We start from the raw sequence: 13,863 nt of genomic DNA, 5'->3' as shown, positions 1-13,863 counted from the left end.
CAGCTAGAACCAACCGGGTCACAGCTTCCGGGTCCGATCACGGGCTCGGGGGAGACCGGGTGCCGCGTGTCGGCCTTGCGTCCGGCCCGCGGGAATGTGACAATCGCGCGATCCGGTGTCACCCTTAAGTAAATGAGCACAACTCATTTATCCGATCGCCCCGCTACAACGCCGGGCGATACGTCATTTTTTGGCCACCCAAAGATGCTGGCCAGCCTCTTCTCCGTAGAAATGTGGGAGCGATTCTCCTTCTACGGCATGCAGGGCATCCTCCTCTACTACATGTACTTCACTGCTGCGCAGGGCGGCCTGGAAATCGACCAGGGCCTCGCCGCCGGCCTGGTGGGCGCCTACGGCGGCGGAGTGTATCTCTCCACCATTCTGGGCGCCTGGCTGGCTGACCGGCTCTTCGGCTCCGAGCGGGTCCTGTTCGGCTCGGCCGTCCTGATCATGGCCGGCCATATCGCCTTGGCTCTGGTGCCCGGCATTCCCGGCCTCATCGCTGGTCTGGTACTCGTGGGCGTCGGCTCGGGCGGCCTGAAGGCCAACGCCACCGCACTCGTAGGCACCCTGTACGGCGAGAAGGACGAACGCCGCGACGCAGGCTTTTCCATCTTCTACATGGGCATCAACGCCGGCGCCCTGATCGGCCCGCTGGTCACCGGCTGGCTGCAGGAAAGCCAGGGGTTCCACTGGGGCTTCGGCGCCGCCGCCGTCGGCATGGCACTGGGCCTGGCCATCTACGCACTGGGGCGCAAGAAGCTCCCTGAAGGGGCACACCATGTGCCCAACCCGCTCCCGGCGGCCCAACGCACCAGGTACGGCCTGATCTTCCTGGGTATCGCCGCCGTGGTGGCCGTCCTCCTGGCCACCGGTGCCGTGAACGCCGAAAACCTGGCCATGTCCATGGCCTACGCAGCTATTGGAGCCTCCGTGCTGTACTTCGGCCTGATCTTCTCCAGCAAGAAGGTGACCGGCACGGAGCGCAAGCGCGTTGTGGCCTTTATCCCGCTGTACGTCGCGTCCGCGGCGTTCTGGGCATTGTTCCAGCAGCAGTTCACGTTTATCGCCGTTTACTCGGAAGAGAAGCTGGACCGCAACCTGTTCGGCTGGGAAATGCCTGCCGCGTGGGTGCAGTCCATCAACCCGGTGTTCATCATCATCTTCGCCGGTGTCATGGCGGCGCTGTGGACCAGGCTTGGCCAGAAGCAGCCCGGCTCGGCAGTGAAATTCTCCATCGGCCTGTTCGTGATGGGCCTGGCTTTCCTGGCCTTCATTCCGCTGGCCGGCGGCGACAAGACGCCGCTCCTGGCACTCGTGGGCATCCTGTTCCTCTTCACCCTGGCGGAACTGTTCCTGTCCCCCATCGGCCTGTCCGTGACCACCAAGCTCGCGCCGCAGGCCTTCCACACCCAGATGGTGGCGCTGTTCTTCCTGTCCGTGTCCCTGGGCACGACGCTGGCCGGCATCCTGTCCGGCCTGTACAACCCGAAGGACGAACTGCCCTACTTCATCGGCATCGGCGGTACGGCCATGGTGCTGGCCGTTGGCCTGGCGGCTGCCTCGCCCGCGATCAGGAAACTCATGGGCGGCGTACGCTAGCCGGATGAGCACCAACCGCCGCGTTCCACTTGACCGGGCACCGGCCGAGCGGTCACCGGTTAGCCGGCGCCTCTACCGCGCCGCTCCGGGTGAGGCGCCCGACGTCGAACTCATGCCGGCGGGCGACGTCACCGAAGGTGTGGTGCGGGTGGGCGGAACGATCCGCCGCCCGCACCAGTCTCAGAGTTACGCCGTGGCTGACTACCTTGACTGGCTGGAAGACGCCGGCTTCGAAGGCTCCCCCCGGTTCCTGGGCCGCGACGCCGAAGGCCGCGATGTCCTGACGTTCGTGCCCGGGGACTGTGCGGGCGCGCTGCCTGAGCGCTGGGCGCAGTCGGAGGAGCTCCTGGCGTCCGTGGGACGCCTGCTCCGCCGGCTGCACTTGGCCTCCGCCGGATTCGTGCCCAAGGACCACCCCTTCCCGCCGCGGCCGGTCCGGCAGGACACCCTCACGGGCGACCCTGCCCGGCTGGTCTGCCACCTCGATGTGACCCCGCAGAACGTGGTGGTCCGGGACGGGCGGGCAGCCGGGTTGGTGGATTTCGACCTCGCGGGGCCGAGTACTGCCCTCAAGGACTCCTTTAACACCGCGATGCACTGGGTGGCCCTCCGGGACCCGGCCGACGCGTGGCCCGGCTGGGAGGAACTGGATCCGCTCCGGCGGCTCCGAATCTTCGCCGATGCGTATGGCTGGACAGACCACGAACGACGGCGGCTTCCGCACTTCGGCGCGGACGCCGTCCGCCTGTCCTACGACCGCATGGAATACAATGCCCGGACCCTCGGCGGCGGCTGGGCGCGGATGTGGGACGAAGGCGTGGGCGGACTCATTGAGCGCAGGGCCGCATGGCTGGAGGCGAACGCCGCCCGCCTGGTGCGGGCACTGACGACTGACTTTGCCGACTGACTTTGCCGACTGACCTCGCGGACTGACCGGCTTGCTGGCCGGGCCCGACGGGCCGGCTAGTAGCTGTAGCCGGAGTTGGCTGCCGCGAAAATCGCCACAACGATAAACGTCAGCACGATGGCCGTCAATGCAAGGCCCAGATAGCCCAGGACCAGGCCGGCGATGGCCAGTCCCCGGCCCGCAGGTTCCCGGAACAAGGCCAAGTGGCCCAGGACCACGGCAGCAATCTGGGGAAGGATGAAAATCCCCAGGCCCAGGAATACAGCTATGCCGCAACACAGGCTGGCAATGCTCAGGCCTTTGGGTTCAGGCGGAAAACCGTAGTAGGAAGGCTGCCCGTAGGCTGTGCCGTACGCCCCCGCGGACGGCTGGCCGTACCCGTTGGACTGCGGCGGGATCCAGGATCCCTGCGGCGGAATATTCGACGGCGGCTGGTAGCCATTTGGCGTCCCTTCGTCGCCGGGAGCAGGCTGGTTAGTCATGGGAATTCCCCTTTTGAGCGGCTTTATCCAAGCCTATCAACGCGCCATGACGACGCCGTCCAGGGAATGCTGCCGGCTGTGAAAATAACTACCGGATCCAGAGCGGGGCCGTCACTGCAAACACCACGATCCCGAGGAGCAACAGGCTCCACAGGCCGCCTGTCACCTGGCGGCTGCTGATGGGCCTGGCCCGGGATTTGGAACCAGCGGACCTGGAACCGGCGGACCTGGGGGAAGCTGCGGACGGGGATGCGGCGGCCGGCCAGCCGGTGCTGCGTGCGGAAACAGGGGACGGGTACACGGATCCGTGGTGGGGTCGTGGCGCCGGATATCGGGCCGTGTTGGCGCGATAGTGCGGCGCTGAGGCTGCCTGGGGCTGGGTCAGCTGCCGGCCCAGGTGCGAGTAGAGGCCCACGACTGTCTGCTGTTCCAGCACCGCAGGCAGCGCCGCCACCCGGGCAACAACCTTGTTGATGCCCAGGACCTCGACTCCGGAACCGGTCGTCCCGGCAAAGTCCGGCTGCCCGGCCATGCAGATGATGGACCGGACCAGGTGCCGGTGCGGGGCCTCCAGCAGCGCAGCCACGGCCGCTGCCTGGCCCAAGGCACCTTCCACGGCGGGGCTCCTGCTGTAGCCGTTTTGCCTCAGGACACCGGCCCTGATCTCCACATTGCCGGTCCAGTTCTTGGCATCCACCACCACCACGCCGCCCGGACCCACCAGGACGTGGTCCAGGTTGGCCAGCGGGCGGCCAGGCCAGTGGACATCATGCAGGAGGAACCAGCCGCGCGGGGTCAGCTCGCTGAGCCGCCGGGCGGTACGCCGCTCACCTTCGGCGCCCGCGCCCCACGTTTCGGCTGCGCGCTCGGCATGGTCCAGCTGGCGCTTGAGGCGGGCGATGCGCTCCGCAGCCAGCCGCGACTGTTCGGACGCACCGTCCCCTGCCGCCATTGAACGTCCCCTTTGACTAAGCGCAAACCTGCTGCCGGCGGAGAGCCGCCGTCGTAATTGTTTAGAAATTAGCAGCCGGCGGGATGTGCGGTATATAGGTAGTTTTCGCCCGGCTACTCGCTTTTCCACGGCCAAATACTGACCCGGATAAATGCGAATGGGAATGAATTGGTAAATGCCGGATGAAATTCGGCGTCATAGGGGCCGGATTCCGGGCAAACCGTCTTGCGGTGCCGCCAGCGTCTGGCATGCTGGAGCCATGGCTAGCCGCGCGGGCACAGTTGCCCAACCCCAAGACCTTGTTGACCTCACTGCGCTCCTGGATGCGTACTACGATGTTTCCCCGGACCTGAGTGACCCCGGCCAGCGCGTTGCGTTCGGCACCTCCGGTCACCGCGGGTCCAGCCTGAAGGCTTCGTTCAACGAGCCGCACATCGTGGCCATCACCCAGGCAATCGTGGAATACCGTGCCGGCCAGGGCATCACCGGGCCCCTGTACATGGCCAAGGACACGCACGCGCTCAGCGAGCCGGCCCAGAATTCCGCGCTGGAGGTGCTGGCAGCCAACGGCGTAAACGTCCTCATCGACGCGCGGCACGGCTACACGCCCACTCCCGCGCTGAGCCACGCCATCCTCACGCACAACAACAACGCCCCGGCCGGCGCCCCGCAGGCGGACGGCATTGTGGTCACCCCCAGCCACAACCCGCCCGGCGACGGCGGCTTCAAGTACAACCCGCCCCACGGCGGACCCGCCGACACCGACGCCACCGGCTGGATCGCCAACCGCGCCAACGAACTCCTCGAAAACGGCCTCCGCGGCGTCAAGCGCATCCCCGTGGCGGACGCCCTGGCGGCGGACACCACGGGCAAGTTCGACTTCCTCAGCAGCTACGTGGACGACCTCCCCTCCGTCCTGGACCTGAACGCCATCCGCGAAGCCGGCGTCCGGATCGGCGCCGACCCCATGGGTGGGGCGTCCGTTGATTACTGGGGCGAGATCGGCGAACGGCACCATCTGAACCTCACCGTGGTCAACCCCACCGTGGACCCGCAGTGGGCCTTCATGACGCTGGACTGGGACGAGAAGATCCGGATGGACTGCTCCTCGCCGTTCGCCATGGCCTCGCTGATCAACCGAATGGCCGACGGCGCCAGCTACGACGTCGCCACGGGCAACGACGCTGACGCCGACCGCCACGGCATCGTTACGCCGGACGGCGGGCTGATGAACCCGAACCACTACCTCGCCGTGGCGATCGACTACCTCTATCGCCACCGCACCGGCTGGAACCCGCAGTCGGTGATCGGCAAGACGCTCGTCTCCTCCTCGATCATCGACCGGGTGGCCGGGAGCCTGGGCCGCAAGCTGGTGGAGGTCCCCGTGGGCTTTAAGTGGTTTGTCCCCGGATTGCTGTCCGGCGAGGGCGCGTTCGGCGGCGAGGAATCCGCCGGCGCTTCGTTCAACAAGATGGACGGCAGCGTCTGGACCACGGACAAGGACGGCATCCTGCTGGCGCTGCTGGCCTCGGAGATCACCGCCGTAACGGGCAAGTCGCCGTCGCAGCTGTACAAGGGCCTCACGGACCAGTTCGGCGATCCCGTCTATGCCCGGATCGACGCCGCGGCCACGCGCGAACAGAAGGCGGCGCTCGGAAAGCTGTCGCCGTCCGATGTCACCGCCACCGAGCTCGCCGGCGAAACGATCACGGCCAAGCTCACTGAGGCACCCGGCAACGGTGCCTCGATCGGCGGCCTCAAGGTTGTCACCGACAACGCCTGGTTCGCTGCACGGCCGTCCGGCACCGAGGACGTCTACAAGATCTACGCCGAGTCCTTTAAGGGCGCCGACCACCTCAAGCAGGTCCAGGCCGAAGCCAAGGCACTGGTTGACGGGGTCATTTCGTAAGTTCCCACAACTGGAGGACGCGCCGGACGGCATGGTTGCCGTCCGGCGCCATGTCCACCAGGGCGACGCGGTCCAGCACGACGGCGTCCCCCGGCTGTGCGCGCTTGTCACCGTGGTGCGACACATGGGGACGGTAGTTCTCCATTGTGTAGAGCGGCGTGGGCACCCGGCCCTGCAGTTCCACAACGGAGCCCATCAGTGCCTCGTGCAGTTCCTGCAGGGGGCCGCTGGGCTCAACGAGGCTGACGGGGATGGACTCCAGCCGGCCGAAGCAGGCGTCCGCCCCGATGGTGAGGGCGGTGCCCAGAGCCGCGCGGACCGGCTGGTCGATGAGTTCTGCAATGCGATCGGCGAGCCCGGCGCCCGGGCCACCCCCGGCATCGGATGTCACGTCAACATCGAACTTCACAAGGGTGATGTGCAGGGGCCAGTCGTCGCGGGGAAAGACCAGGCCGTCCGCGACGGGCTCGATGAAGGCCACCAGGATCAGGTTCCGCATAGGGCCAGTGTGCCACCGTGCCCGCCCGCACGGGAACGGCGGCGGACAGCCCGGCACAGTAGCCAGAGTGCCGAATTCGACTAAAATGGGAAGTGGCCCCGGATACATGCCTTGCACTTAACTGCAGAAATGTTGCCCAGAGTGCCTCCGGCGTGTCCCCCATCGTGCCGGGGGCTTCTCTGTGGGAGAGGGCGCCCTTTGGTGCCGATTTCAGACGGTGCGGACCACGTCGTCGTAAGCGAACTTGGGCTTGGCCGCGCCCCAGGCATCGGGACCGGGCTGGCCGATGTTGACCACCAGGAAGCTCTTCTGGTCTCCGGCCGGGAAGAACTCTGCGTCGATGGCAGCGAAGTCCGCGCCGGTCATGGGCCCGGCCGCAAAGCCGAGCGAGCGGACTGCAAGGATGAAGTAGCCGGCCTGCAGGTGGGCGTTGTTGTTGCCCGTTGCGGCGGCGAGCTCCGGGGCGGAGTCGTACATGGCCTTCGGCGCGTTGTAGCCGGGCAGGAAGTTGTCCCACTGTTCCTGCCACGCGGTGTCGTAACTAAGCACGGCAACGAGGGGCGCCGACGCCGTCTTGGCCCGGTTGCCGGCCGACAGGGTCTCAACGAGCGTCGCGCGGGCCTCGTCGGAGCGCACATACGTCACGCGGAGCGGCTGGGAGTTGAAGGCCGTGGGGCCGAACTTGGTCAGTTCGTAGATGGCGCGGGCCTGCTCGTCCGTCACTTCGCCGGTAAAGGCGTTGGCAGTCCGGGCTTCAGCGAAAATCGCATCCACTGCGGCTGCGTCGATCACTGCTTCTTCATGGGCGATTGTCATCTGCATACCTTTCGCTGGGCCCGCGCACCGGGAAGGGTGGCCGGCGGTTCTGCTTTCCATAGTTGCAACTTCAACCGAATCTTTCCTCTTCCCGTGACGGCGCGTGACCTTGGGCACAGTTCCTGAAGGGTTGAGGCGGCCTCCAGCCGCGGCGTCCTGCGCGGTAATGTTGCACCCGGAAGATTCCTTCCCCGTCCCGCCACACATTTCTTTGAAAGGCTCCCGGCAATGAGCATGCTCGGTACCAAATGGAAGCTTCACGGCAACGGCAAGTCGGTCCGGCCCGGCGAGGTGGTGGCCCCGGGTGAGCGGCTCACCTGGCCGCTGACCATCGGGGTGGGAATGCAGCACGTGGTGGCCATGTTCGGCGCCACATTCCTGGTGCCCATCATCACGGGCATGCCGCCGGCCACTACGCTGTTCTTCTCAGGAATCGGCACGCTGCTGTTCCTGGTGATCACCCGGGGCAAAGTACCCAGCTATCTCGGCTCGAGCTTTGCGTTCATTGCTCCGATCATGGCGTCCCAGCAGCAGTTCGGGATTCCCGGAGCCCTCGGTGGGGTGGTTCTTGCCGGGGCCGGTTTGGCCGTCATCGGCGCCGTGGTGCAGAAGTTCGGGGCCGGCTGGATTAACCGGCTGATGCCTCCCATCGTCACCGGCGCCATCGTGGCGTTGATCGGGCTGAACCTCGCCCCGGCTGCGAAAAACAACTTCGACGCCGCCCCTGTCACGGCGGTGGTCACCCTGGCCACCATCATCCTTGTCAGTGTGCTGTTCAAAGGCATCCTGGGCCGCCTGAGCATCCTGGTGGGGGTTGTGGTGGGCTATCTGGTGGCCATGATCCGCGGCGAAGTGGACTACGCCAAGATGGACGCAGCCGCCTGGCTTGGCTTCCCGCACTTCCAGACGCCCGAGTTCCACCTGGGCGTTGTGGGCCTGTTCGTCCCCGTAGTGCTGGTGCTGGTCGCCGAGAACATCGGCCACGTGAAATCCGTGTCCGCCATGACGGGCCAGAATCTCGACGGCGTCTCCGGCCGGGCGCTTCTGGCCGATGGTGCCGCCACCGTGCTGGCCGGCTTCGGCGGCGGTTCCGGAACCACTACCTATGCCGAAAACATCGGCGTCATGGCCGCAACCAAGGTGTACTCGACAGCGGCCTACTGGGTAGCGGGCATGTTCGCCATAGTGCTGAGCTTCTCCCCCAAGTTCGGCGAATTGATCGCCACAGTTCCGCCGGGAGTGCTGGGCGGCGCCGCCACCATGCTCTACGGCATGATCGGCATCCTGGGCGTGAAAATCTGGGTCCAGAACAAGGTCAACTTCTCCAACCCGGTCAACCTGACCACCGCCGCGGTGGCCCTGATCATCGGCATCGCCGACTACACCTGGACCATCGGCGAACTGAAGTTCACGGGCATCGCCCTGGGGTCAGCCGCCGCACTGGTGATCTACCACGGCATGAAGGCGATCGCGAAGGCCCGCGGCAGCGTTGCGGAGCCTGAGACCGAGCAGGCCGGCCTCCCGCCGGCCGTCAAGGCGGCGATCAACGCGGCAGCCAAACGGACACCCAAAAGGCGGCCGTAACAGCCACGGGCGGGACAGCCGCTTCGGCCGTCCCGCCCGTCACGAGCAACAGGCCCAAGGCTTACCCGGCGTCGAACGTGTCGTCGTCGCGGTCCTTCGGGGACTTGCTGTCCGGCAGGTCCGTGCCGCTGCCGTCGGGGATTCCTGTGGCGTCGGGGGCCGGTTCCGAGGAGAACGGGCGCCCGGCGTCGGGATCCTCGGTGTTCGACTCATCCATCTCCGCTTCCGCCGACGGCACCGCAACGTCGGCACTTTCCGCCCCAGAATCATTGCCCGGCCCTGAATTGTCCGTCGCTGAATTGTCCGGCTTGAGGCCAGCGTCTGTGCTTTCGTTTTCCGCGTTCATCTGATCCTCTGTTCCTCCGAAGCGTCCGGCTCCGGGCTCTCCTGCACTGTCTTGGTCCTCGGCGCCAAACTGGCTAAGGTCCGGCACTCCGGCCGGAAAGGTCTCGCCGTCGGGGCTGTCCTGGCTCAGGCCCGCGGCATCGAATGCCTCTTCCTCCCTGGGCTGGGCAAACTTCTTCGCGTCCGCGCCGCCCAATTCCTGCTCCACTGTGGGCGTGCCGTATCCACCTTCGTCCTCGATGGGCGTTCCTTGGCTGTCCTTCGTCATTTCATTCCTCCTGATGACCGGGTCTGAATGGAAAATCGGTGTGGCACCCGTCGTCAGAGGCCTTTACCGCCCGTCACGGGGAGCACTGCGCCGGAGATGTACGAGCCATGATCCGAGGCGAGCAGGACGTAGGCCGCCGCAAGCTCGGCGGGCTGCCCGGCCCGCCCCAACGGCGTGTCCTGGCCGAACTTTGGCAGCTTTTCCGGCCATTCCGTGGCGGGAATCAGGGGCGTCCAGATGGGGCCGGGCGCAACAGCGTTGACACGGATGCCCCTGGGGCCAAGCTCCTGGGCCAGGGCCTTCGTGAACGCCACCTGCGCACCCTTGGTCATGGCATAGTCGATGAGGCCCGGCGACGGATTGAACGCCTGGATGGATGCGGTGGTGATGATGGATGCACCCGCCTTGAGGTGCGGCACGGCGGCCCGTGCCGTCCACAGCAGGGAGTACAGATTCGTCTTGAAAACCCGGTCGAACTCTCCTGTGGACAGGGTTTCGAAGCTGTCCCGGTTCTTTTGGTAAGCCGCGTTGAGCACCACCACGTCCAGGCGTCCGAATTCCGCCAAAGCATCGTTGACGATACTGGTGCTGAATTCCTCGCTTCGGCCATCACCGGGCAACAGCAATACCCGTTGGCCGGTCTTGCGGACCCACGCCGCAGTGTCCTGGGCGTCAGCTTCCTCCTCGGGGAGGTAGGAGATGGCGACATCTGCGCCTTCGCGGGCGAAGGCGATGGCCACCGCCTTGCCGATGCCGGAGTCCCCGCCGGTGATCAGCGCCGCTTTGCCGGCGAGCGCGTTGCTTCCCTCGTAGCTTTCCTCGCCGTGGTCCGGTTTGGGTTCCATGGGCGCGGTAAGCCCCGGCTGTTCCTGCACCTGTTCGGGAAATCCGCCCGAGTGGTAGCTGTCCCGGGGGTCCTTTGGCTGGTCTGGCCGCTTGTCAGAATCGGTCATAGTCCACCTCGCTCAAGTATCGGTTTTCTATCGGCTCGGGTGTGCAACCGGCCCTTCGAAACTATCCCAGCGTCATGGCCAAGTCCACCGTTTCGCGCAAATTAGTCAGTGAGCTTAGTATTGGTTGTAATTGTTAGGCCTCAAGCTTAGGTTGAGAGATAGTTGCGGCTATGGACAGCCGCCCGCGGCACCGGAGGTGAGCCAATGACCGATCCTGAGGTGACGCCGGGCAACGGAAGAGACGAAACGGTCGAGCAGCAGATGGACCGCAACTGGATGGAACTTATCCAGGAGCTCCGGGTGCTCCAGACCGGCGTCCAGATCCTCGCCGGCTTCCTGCTAACGCTTCCCTTCCAGTCCAGGTTTGAGGAACTCGATACCTTCCAGGTGCGCCTCTACCTCACCAACGTTGTCCTTGCCGCGCTGACCACTGCCCTGATCCTGCTGCCCGTCAGCGTGCACCGCAGGCTTTTCCGCCAGCGGCTGAAAGCCACCCTGGTTTCGAGTGCGGACAGGATCACAAAGATTGCCCTTGGCGGCGTCGCCCTCTTGAGCGTGGGAACGTCAGCGCTCGTCTTCGATGTCACCGCCGGACGCGACGCTGGCCTCACGGCAGGAGGGGCGCTGCTGGCCGTGCTGCTGATCCTGCTGGTAGTCGTTCCGGTCCAGCTCAACAGACGTGCCACGAGAGGCTAGGGCAATGGGTGCCATCAAGGATGTTCGCCAGACAAATAGGGGAGGCCCCATGGGCAAGTGGATCAAGGAACACGGGCTGCTTCTGGCCAACATCGGACTTTTCGCGCTGTTCTTTTGCGGCATGATCATCAGCGGGGCAAACGACTACAGCGACGACCAGCTTGCCCATGGCCAGCCCGCCGTGACTGTCGCAGGCTACCTCACCACCGGAGCGTTCCTGGAAGCGACGTTCGAGAACTGGGAATCCGAATTCCTGCAGATGGGAATGTACGTCGTCCTGACCGTATTCCTTTTCCAGAAGGGCTCCTCAGAGTCCAAGCCAATGGACCGGCCGGCACCGCAGGACCAGGATCCGCGCGATGCCACCGTGAAGGCGGCCACTCCCTGGCCGGTACGCCGTGGAGGCTTGGTGCTCAAGCTCTACGAGCACTCCCTGTCCATCCTGTTCCTGCTCCTTTTCCTGGCATCCTTCATACTCCATGCCGTCGGCGGCAGTCAGGAATACAGCGACGAACAGCTAAGCCATGGCCAGCCGGCTGTCACACTGCTCGGCTATTTCGCCACCAGCCGCTTCTGGTTCGAGTCCTTCCAGAACTGGCAAAGTGAGTTCCTGGCCGTGGCCGTCCTGGTTGGCGCATCCGTCTACCTGCGCGAAAAAGGCTCACCCGAGTCCAAGCCCGTGGCCGAGCCGCACTACGAGACCGGCGCCTAGCCGTGCTGCCATACGGCAGCCCCGGAAGCCCCCTTAGCTCCTGCGGCTGCCTTTAGGCGCCTTCGAGCACCTGGCTGGTGGCCCAGGCGAGATACTTTGCGGCGTTGGCGACGGCGTCTTCCGGACTGGCCGCGACGTCCAGCAGCTGCGCGGCGGCCACGACGCCGTGGTGCGCCAGTTCCTCGGGGGTGACAAGGATGCGGCCGGCCACCACAATGACCGGGATCCCGCGTTCGCGTGCCGCGTCCGCCAGGGCAATGGGAGCCTTGCCCGTCAGCGACTGCGCGTCCATGGAGCCCTCGCCGGTGATGACCAGGTCAGCCTCCGCCAGCTGGGCCGCCAGGCCTGTCAGACCGGCCACCAGGGCAAATCCGCCTTCCAGCGTGGCACCGCTGAAGGCAAGGAACGACGCCGGGAATCCGCCCGCCGCTCCGGCGCCGGGCACGTTGACATCGCGTCCGGTTGCCTGGCGGAGCACGGATGCCCAGTTGCGGAGCCCGGCGTCGAGCAGTTCAACAGTGTCGGCGTCGGCTCCTTTCTGCGGGCCGAAGACGTGCGCCGCGCCGTCGGTTCCGAACAGCGGGTTCTGCACATCCACGGCAATCCGGATTCTTGCGGTTGCCAACCGGGGGTCGAGGCCAGAGTGGTCGATGTTTGCAACGTCCGCCAGGGAACCTCCGCCCAGGGGGACAACATTCCCGGCCCCATCCATCGGCTTCAGACCCAGGGCGCGGAGGGCCCCACTGCCGCCGTCGGTCATGGCCGATCCGCCGACACCCAGCACGATCTCGGTGGCGCCGGCGTCCAGCGCGGCCGCGATCAGCTGGCCGCAGCCGTAGCTGTGGGCCCGCAGGGCGTTTTCGGGCGTCGGATCCATGAGCGCAAGGCCGGACGCCTGGGCCGTTTCGATCACCGCGGTGGCCCCGCCGAAGGAATCCTTGTGGATGGCCCAGGCCGCGCCGGTGGGTGCCAGGATGGGACCGACGACGGCGTTGAGCCGTTCCTCGTAGCCGGCGGCGACGGCCGCCTCAAGGGTGCCTTCGCCGCCGTCGGCTACAGGGAACTGGGTGGCCACTGCATCCGGGTAGACGCGGAGCGCCCCCTCGGCGATGGCGCTGGCTGCCTGGGCGGCGGTCAGGGATCCTTTGAACTTGTCCGGGGCGATGAGAATGCGCATGGGTCTATCCTGCCAGTAACTCCCGGAAAGCGCTTGCCGTATCGTAATGAAACCCGCAGGGCATATGAAGCCCGGTCCGTAATGAAAGGGCGGGCGGCGGGGTCAGTTCCGGGGCTTCAGCACCGCGAAATATCCGGGGATCTGGTCCGCCCGCGTTGGATCGGACAACGGCACCGTCTCGATCACGGTGGGGCCGTCCTCGATCAGCTCCCAGCGGTCGGACGGGAAGGCCAGCTTCCGCTCCTTCGGGCCGAAGTGCCCGGGCATCGGCAGCCCGCGGATGGCACCTTCGAGGGGAGCGGGGATGGAGCGGGGCGTCGCGCCAAGATGCGACACATATTCGATTGCGTTTCCGCGGAAGTCGGTCTCGGCGAGGAATACCCGGCCCCGCAGCCCCGCGATGCTGCGGACGTTTTCGGCCAGCGCGCCGCGGTCCCGTTCGTTCAGGACATGGAGGACGCCACGGATGAAGACGTTGGCCCCGTCTGTTCCGCCCAGCTCTTCAAACTCTTCCGCCAGTCGGCTCCCGGCCCCCGGCTCCGTCATGTCGCGGACAGCGAAGGTGACGTCCGGCGTTCCGGCGGACTCGGCGGTGGCACGTTGGACGGCATGGGCGGAAACGTCCACTCCCACGGCGCACGGGAAGTGCGCGGCGAGCCGGCGGGTGAAGCTGCCGTTGCCGCAGCCCACATCCACTACGGGGAGTGCGGCGTCCAGGTGCCGGGTCAGCCTTTCCACGTAGCCCTGCATCTCGCTGTCGGTGCCGGCGTCCCACAGAACGTCGCCAGCCGCCCCCGTGGTTTTCACTTTGGACCAGAAGAGGTCCCACGCCACATGGTGGTCCGTGGGCGCCCCCGCGGACAGCCGCATGAGCTTGGGGACCATCAGATACTTCTTCAGGGCGGACAGCATGGTCCCAATATAAGTGCAGCAGCCGTCCCGGCTCATAATGCACTGTCTC

General features: G+C 66.0%; 14 protein-coding genes. 6 read left to right on the top strand and 8 right to left on the bottom strand.

All coding sequences use genetic code 11. The features are described 5' to 3' along the window. Positions 1–132 precede the first annotated feature (132 nt). Together FCN77_RS00715 and FCN77_RS00710 are read left to right on the top strand one after the other, a co-directional pair. Positions 133–1,602, top strand: a complete 1,470-nt coding sequence (locus FCN77_RS00715) for a peptide MFS transporter (RefSeq protein WP_137320692.1) — start codon at positions 133–135, stop codon at positions 1,600–1,602. A gap of 4 nt (positions 1,603–1,606) precedes the next feature. Continuing rightward, the gene (locus FCN77_RS00710) at positions 1,607–2,509 is read left to right on the top strand and encodes a phosphotransferase (RefSeq protein ID WP_137320691.1); all 903 of its coding nucleotides are present in this window, start codon (positions 1,607–1,609) and stop codon (positions 2,507–2,509) included. 56 nt (positions 2,510–2,565) lie between these two features. Here FCN77_RS00710 and FCN77_RS00705 read toward each other — a convergent pair whose 3' ends face one another. Together FCN77_RS00705 and FCN77_RS00700 are read right to left on the bottom strand one after the other, a co-directional pair. Next, entirely contained in the window at positions 2,566–2,991 is a 426-nt protein-coding gene (locus FCN77_RS00705) for a DUF4190 domain-containing protein (RefSeq protein ID WP_137320690.1), read from the bottom strand. An 88-nt stretch (positions 2,992–3,079) separates the two neighbouring features. Next, positions 3,080–3,943, bottom strand: coding sequence for a nuclease-related domain-containing protein (locus tag FCN77_RS00700; protein ID WP_137320689.1), 864 nt, complete (start codon positions 3,941–3,943; stop codon positions 3,080–3,082). A 259-nt stretch (positions 3,944–4,202) separates the two neighbouring features. Between FCN77_RS00700 and pgm the strand changes: the two genes are divergently transcribed. Beyond that, positions 4,203–5,852, top strand: a complete 1,650-nt coding sequence (gene pgm, locus FCN77_RS00695) for a phosphoglucomutase (alpha-D-glucose-1,6-bisphosphate-dependent) (RefSeq protein WP_137320688.1) — start codon at positions 4,203–4,205, stop codon at positions 5,850–5,852. Here the strand turns inward: pgm and FCN77_RS00690 are convergent. After that, on the bottom strand, positions 5,842–6,351 hold the full coding sequence (locus tag FCN77_RS00690) for a 2'-5' RNA ligase family protein (RefSeq protein ID WP_137320687.1): 510 nt from the start codon (positions 6,349–6,351) through the stop codon (positions 5,842–5,844). The genes pgm and FCN77_RS00690 overlap by 11 nt on opposite strands. A 210-nt stretch (positions 6,352–6,561) precedes the next feature. Beyond that, positions 6,562–7,167, bottom strand: coding sequence for a malonic semialdehyde reductase (locus FCN77_RS00685; protein WP_137320686.1), 606 nt, complete (start codon positions 7,165–7,167; stop codon positions 6,562–6,564). 228 nt (positions 7,168–7,395) lie between these two features. Between FCN77_RS00685 and FCN77_RS00680 the strand changes: the two genes are divergently transcribed. Continuing rightward, complete coding sequence (locus FCN77_RS00680) at positions 7,396–8,751, top strand: uracil-xanthine permease family protein (protein ID WP_137320685.1); 1,356 nt, start codon at positions 7,396–7,398, stop codon at positions 8,749–8,751. Between the two features lie 61 nt (positions 8,752–8,812). On the opposite strand, the gene FCN77_RS00675 is transcribed toward FCN77_RS00680, so the two are convergent. Continuing rightward, positions 8,813–9,364 (bottom strand): hypothetical protein, encoded by a 552-nt coding sequence (locus tag FCN77_RS00675; RefSeq protein WP_137320684.1) that lies wholly within the window; start codon positions 9,362–9,364, stop codon positions 8,813–8,815. A 53-nt stretch (positions 9,365–9,417) separates the two neighbouring features. Beyond that, positions 9,418–10,317: an SDR family oxidoreductase gene (locus FCN77_RS00670; RefSeq protein ID WP_137320683.1), complete on the bottom strand. Its 900-nt coding sequence runs from the start codon at positions 10,315–10,317 to the stop codon at positions 9,418–9,420. 204 nt (positions 10,318–10,521) lie between these two features. Between FCN77_RS00670 and FCN77_RS00665 the strand changes: the two genes are divergently transcribed. Both FCN77_RS00665 and FCN77_RS00660 read left to right on the top strand, forming a co-directional pair. Next, positions 10,522–11,013, top strand: a complete 492-nt coding sequence (locus tag FCN77_RS00665; RefSeq protein ID WP_137320682.1) for a DUF6328 family protein — start codon at positions 10,522–10,524, stop codon at positions 11,011–11,013. A 49-nt stretch (positions 11,014–11,062) separates the two neighbouring features. Beyond that, a complete protein-coding gene (locus FCN77_RS00660; protein WP_137320681.1) occupies positions 11,063–11,725 on the top strand; it encodes a DUF6766 family protein in 663 nt (220 codons plus the stop codon). A 52-nt stretch (positions 11,726–11,777) separates the two neighbouring features. Here the strand turns inward: FCN77_RS00660 and FCN77_RS00655 are convergent, their stop codons facing one another. Further along, positions 11,778–12,902 (bottom strand): glycerate kinase, encoded by a 1,125-nt coding sequence (locus FCN77_RS00655; RefSeq protein WP_137320680.1) that lies wholly within the window; start codon positions 12,900–12,902, stop codon positions 11,778–11,780. A gap of 102 nt (positions 12,903–13,004) precedes the next feature. Continuing rightward, positions 13,005–13,814 (bottom strand): class I SAM-dependent methyltransferase, encoded by an 810-nt coding sequence (locus FCN77_RS00650; RefSeq protein ID WP_137320679.1) that lies wholly within the window; start codon positions 13,812–13,814, stop codon positions 13,005–13,007. Between the last annotated feature and the right edge of the window lie 49 nt (positions 13,815–13,863).

The organism is Arthrobacter sp. 24S4-2 (genome assembly GCF_005280255.1).
Taxonomy (GTDB): Bacteria; Actinomycetota; Actinomycetes; order Actinomycetales; family Micrococcaceae; genus Arthrobacter.
Note: the sequence above shows the minus strand (reverse complement) of the source record. Positions and strands in the feature narration are given on the sequence as shown.

Bases quoted from the DNA above. Each gene is read 5' to 3' on its own strand.
- FCN77_RS00715 (WP_137320692.1), top strand. From the start codon at position 133: ATGAGCACAACTCATTTATCCGATCGCCCCGCTACAACGCCGGGCGAT.
- FCN77_RS00710 (WP_137320691.1), top strand. From the start codon at position 1,607: ATGAGCACCAACCGCCGCGTTCCACTTGACCGGGCACCGGCCGAGCGG.
- FCN77_RS00705 (WP_137320690.1), bottom strand. From the start codon at position 2,991: ATGACTAACCAGCCTGCTCCCGGCGACGAAGGGACGCCAAATGGCTAC.
- FCN77_RS00700 (WP_137320689.1), bottom strand. From the start codon at position 3,943: ATGGCGGCAGGGGACGGTGCGTCCGAACAGTCGCGGCTGGCTGCGGAG.
- pgm (WP_137320688.1), top strand. From the start codon at position 4,203: ATGGCTAGCCGCGCGGGCACAGTTGCCCAACCCCAAGACCTTGTTGAC.
- FCN77_RS00690 (WP_137320687.1), bottom strand. From the start codon at position 6,351: ATGCGGAACCTGATCCTGGTGGCCTTCATCGAGCCCGTCGCGGACGGC.
- FCN77_RS00685 (WP_137320686.1), bottom strand. From the start codon at position 7,167: ATGACAATCGCCCATGAAGAAGCAGTGATCGACGCAGCCGCAGTGGAT.
- FCN77_RS00680 (WP_137320685.1), top strand. From the start codon at position 7,396: ATGAGCATGCTCGGTACCAAATGGAAGCTTCACGGCAACGGCAAGTCG.
- FCN77_RS00675 (WP_137320684.1), bottom strand. From the start codon at position 9,364: ATGACGAAGGACAGCCAAGGAACGCCCATCGAGGACGAAGGTGGATAC.
- FCN77_RS00670 (WP_137320683.1), bottom strand. From the start codon at position 10,317: ATGACCGATTCTGACAAGCGGCCAGACCAGCCAAAGGACCCCCGGGAC.
- FCN77_RS00665 (WP_137320682.1), top strand. From the start codon at position 10,522: ATGACCGATCCTGAGGTGACGCCGGGCAACGGAAGAGACGAAACGGTC.
- FCN77_RS00660 (WP_137320681.1), top strand. From the start codon at position 11,063: ATGGGCAAGTGGATCAAGGAACACGGGCTGCTTCTGGCCAACATCGGA.
- FCN77_RS00655 (WP_137320680.1), bottom strand. From the start codon at position 12,902: ATGCGCATTCTCATCGCCCCGGACAAGTTCAAAGGATCCCTGACCGCC.
- FCN77_RS00650 (WP_137320679.1), bottom strand. From the start codon at position 13,814: ATGCTGTCCGCCCTGAAGAAGTATCTGATGGTCCCCAAGCTCATGCGG.